Origin of the sequence: Actinoplanes sp. NPDC048791, assembly GCF_040650095.1 — a bacterium.
Lineage (GTDB): Bacteria > Actinomycetota > Actinomycetes > Mycobacteriales > Micromonosporaceae > Actinoplanes.
This window is the reverse complement of record NZ_JBEZGQ010000846.1, coordinates 1-3,654: the sequence shown is the minus strand read 5'-3', so window position 1 is coordinate 3,654 and position 3,654 is coordinate 1. Positions and strand designations below refer to the sequence as shown.

Sequence of the window (3,654 nt, the reverse complement as noted above, 5' to 3'; positions counted from 1 at the left end):
GCCAGCCCGACGGCGTCGATGAGCACCGCGCCGCGCGCGACCAGGCGCTGGGCGACGGCGCTCTTGCCCGCGCCGATTCCTCCGGTGAGACCGACCTTCAACACCGGGCAAGTATGCCGAAGGGCCGCCCGCGACCGAAATCGCGGACGGCCCTGCGGACCGATCAACTAGCTAGCAAGCCAGGCGCTGAACCTCAGGCCTTGCCGCCGGCGAGCTTCTCGCGCAGAGCGGCGAGCGCCTCGTCGGTGGCCAGCGTGCCGGCCGGCTCCTCCGCCGCACGCGCCGGGCCCGCGGAGGAGCTCGTCGACGTGGAGGAGGTGGAGGTGGACGACGAGGTGGTCACGCCACCGGCCGGAGCCGGGTTGAGCGCGGCCTCGGCGTCGGCCTCGCGGGACGCCTGCACCTGCTTGGTGTGGGCCTCCCAGCGCTCGCGAGCGTCGGCGTACTGCTTCTCCCACGCTTCGCGCTGCTTGTCGAAGCCCTCGAGCCACTCACCCGTCTCGGGGTCGAAGCCCTCCGGGTAGATGTAGTTGCCCTCGTTGTCGTACGTCGCCGCCATGCCGTAGAGGGTCGGGTCGAAGTGCTCCTCGCCCTCGACGAAGTTCTCGTTGGCCTGCTTGAGCGACAGCGAGATCCGGCGACGCTCGAGGTCGATGTCGATGACCTTGACCATGACGTCGGAGCCCACCTGGACGACCTGCTCGGGCAGCTCGACGTGCCGCTCGGCCAGCTCGGAGATGTGCACCAGGCCCTCGATGCCGTCGTCCACGCGGACGAACGCACCGAACGGAACCAGCTTGGTGACCTTGCCCGGCACGATCTGGTTGATCGCGTGGGTGCGGGCGAACTGGCGCCACGGGTCTTCCTGGGTCGCCTTCAGCGACAGCGAGACGCGCTCGCGGTCCAGGTCGACGTCGAGCACCTCGACCTCGACCTCCTGGCCGACCTCGACGACCTCGGACGGGTGGTCGATGTGCTTCCAGGAGAGCTCGGAGACGTGCACGAGGCCGTCCACGCCACCCAGGTCCACGAAGGCACCGAAGTTGACGATGGAGGACACGACGCCCTTGCGGACCTGGCCCTTCTGCAGCTTGTTGAGGAACTCGGTGCGAACCTCGGACTGCGTCTGCTCGAGCCAGGCCCGGCGGGACAGGACCACGTTGTTGCGGTTCTTGTCCAGCTCGATGATCTTGGCTTCGAGCTCGCGGCCCACGTACGGCTGCAGGTCGCGCACGCGGCGCATCTCGACCAGCGAGGCCGGGAGGAAGCCACGGAGACCGATGTCGAGGATGAGGCCGCCCTTGACGACCTCGATGACGGAGCCGCGCACGACGCCGTCGTCCTCCTTGATCTTCTCGATCGTGCCCCACGCGCGCTCGTACTGCGCACGCTTCTTCGAGAGGATCAGGCGACCTTCCTTGTCCTCCTTGGTGAGGACGAGGGCTTCGATGTGGTCACCGACCGACACCACTTCCGCGGGGTCCACGTCATGCTTGATCGACAACTCGCGCGAGGGGATGACGCCCTCGGTCTTGTAGCCGATGTCGAGCAGGACCTCGTCCCGATCGACCTTGACGACGGTGCCTTCGACAATGTCGCCGTCGTTGAAGTACTTGATGGTCTCGTCGATGGCTGCGAGGAATGCTTCCTCCGAGCCGAGATCGTCGACGGTGACCTTGTTGGCGCTCGAGGTGGCCTCGATGCTGCTCGTCATGTGGACTGTTGCTCCGAACGGATGGTGTCGTGGTGTCTCTCTCGCCCTCACGGAACTGACGGCGGACACAGCACGAACATCCGGTGATCACGACAACTGGAGTCAGATCAAGCGAGCAGGATCATGCTGGGACCGACGACTTGCGGAACCTGCTCCCTGCCGAGGCACACGATCCGCGAGTGCATCGACTAGCTTACCGTGCGCATTACCACAGGTTGCAAGGCCTCCTGATGACCGAGGCACATTGTTCCCGCGGAACCGCTCTGAGCGGCCGTTTTGTGGCGTTTTGAGCGCCGGGTGAAGGGTCCGCGAGCCTCGGACGGGAAGTGTCGTACGGTCCCCGTACCGTTTGGGCGTGATCGAAGCGCAACCAACCGCCGTGGCCGGCACCCTGCGCCGGTCGGTGACCGATGCGGAGAGCCGGGTCGCCAGCCGGCACTGGTGGGACCTGGACGCGGACGACTACCAGGACGAGCACGGCAGATTCCTGGGCGACGTGGATTTCGTCTGGTGCCCGGAGGGGCTGCGGGAGGCCGACGCGCGCCTGCTCGGCGAGGTGCGCGGGAAACGGATCCTGGAGCTGGGCGCGGGAGCGGCGGCCGGCGCCCGCTGGCTGGACGGACAAGGTGCCGACGCGGTCGCGTTGGACCTGTCGGCGGGCATGCTGCGGCACGCCCGCGAGGCGGCCGAGCGCTCAGGGGTACGCGTGCCGCTGGTCCAGGCCGACGCGCTGGCCCTGCCGTTCGCCACGTCCTCGTTCGACGTTGTCTGCACGGCGTTCGGCGCGATCCCGTTCGTGGCCGACTCGGGCGCGGTGATGCGCGAGGTGGCCCGGGTGCTGAAACCGGGCGGGAAATGGGTGTTCTCGCTCACCCACCCGATGCGATGGATCTTCCTCGACGAGCCGGGCGAGGACGGCCTGCTGGCGGTGCACCCGTATTTCGACCGCCGGCCGTACGTGGAGCAGGACGCCGACGGCGTGCCGACCTACGTTGAGCAGCACCGCACCCTGGGCGACCGGATCCGCGAGCTGGTCGCGGCGGGCTTCGTGCTGACGGATCTGGTCGAGCCGGAATGGCCGGAGGGCCACGAACAGATCTGGGGCCAGTGGAGCCCGCTGCGCGGCAAGCTGTTCCCGGGCACCGCGATCTTCGTGAGTTACTTGCCCTCCTAGCCGGGTATCTGCAGCTCATGGCACATGACGAGAACCTGAGCAAGGGCGACCACGTGTCGTGGAGCAGCCACGGCCAGAAGGTCGAGGGCGAGGTCGAGCAGAAGATCACCAAGCGCACCGAAGCGGCGGGCCGCACGGTCGACGCATCGAAGGACGACCCGCAGTACAAGGTCAAGAGCGACAAGACCGGCCGCGAAGCGGTGCACAAGCCGGGGGCGCTGCACCGTGACTGACGTGTACGAGGACTTCCGCGCGGCGGTGAACATGACGGCCGGCGAGCTGGAGAAGTGGCTGAAGACGGAAGAGTCCCGCGAGGTCGGCCAGAAGAAGTCGGAGAACGCGGAATCGGTCGGCCACGACTCAGGCCGGAAGATCATCAAGCTGCTGCACACCCGCAAGGGTGATCTGACGGACGAGGACGAGGCCCACATGCGCAAGGTGACCGGGTACGTCCACCGGCACCTGGCCCAGCGCCCGAACGGCGACGTCAAGGAAACGAAGTGGCGGTACTCGCTGATGAACTGGGGTCACGACCCGCTGAAGAAGTAGACCCGGGGCCTTCTGGCTCTCGCTGAAATCGTGGTCCTGGATGCGGGGCGCCTGGGCCTTCAAAAGCGCGGTCGTGGTGCGCCCGGCAGTCCGCCAACCTGTGTGATTGTGCGCCTGCCTCGGGCCGGGTGACGGTCGGGGTTGCGCCGCGAGACTGGCGCTGGGTGCGGACCGCGGCCAGGTCCGCGGTCGCCTGGGTGCGCCGTTTCGCGCGGCC

General features: G+C 67.7%; 5 protein-coding genes. 3 read left to right on the top strand and 2 right to left on the bottom strand.

Annotated elements, in window-relative coordinates; all coding sequences use genetic code 11:
- Both AB0C29_RS38260 and rpsA read right to left on the bottom strand, forming a co-directional pair.
- On the bottom strand, positions 1-104 hold a 104-nt coding region (locus tag AB0C29_RS38260; RefSeq protein ID WP_360831201.1), incomplete at its 3' end, for a dephospho-CoA kinase.
- A gap of 89 nt (positions 105-193) precedes the next feature.
- Positions 194-1,714 carry a 30S ribosomal protein S1 gene (rpsA, locus tag AB0C29_RS38255; RefSeq protein ID WP_360547845.1) on the bottom strand — a complete coding sequence of 507 codons (1,521 nt, stop codon included), beginning with the start codon at positions 1,712-1,714 and terminating at the stop codon, positions 194-196.
- A 355-nt stretch (positions 1,715-2,069) separates the two neighbouring features.
- Between rpsA and AB0C29_RS38250 the strand changes: the two genes are divergently transcribed.
- The 3 genes from AB0C29_RS38250 to AB0C29_RS38240 are packed head-to-tail and all read left to right on the top strand — an operon-like array spanning position 2,070 to position 3,437.
- Positions 2,070-2,888: a class I SAM-dependent methyltransferase gene (locus AB0C29_RS38250; RefSeq protein WP_360831198.1), complete on the top strand. Its 819-nt coding sequence runs from the start codon at positions 2,070-2,072 to the stop codon at positions 2,886-2,888.
- Positions 2,889-2,905: 17 nt separating this feature from the next.
- A complete protein-coding gene (locus AB0C29_RS38245) occupies positions 2,906-3,121 on the top strand; it encodes a DUF2945 domain-containing protein (RefSeq protein ID WP_360547849.1) in 216 nt (71 codons plus the stop codon).
- A complete protein-coding gene (locus AB0C29_RS38240; protein WP_360831195.1) occupies positions 3,114-3,437 on the top strand; it encodes a DUF3140 domain-containing protein in 324 nt (107 codons plus the stop codon). Before AB0C29_RS38245 ends, AB0C29_RS38240 begins: the two co-directional genes overlap by 8 nt.
- Positions 3,438-3,654 lie beyond the last annotated feature (217 nt).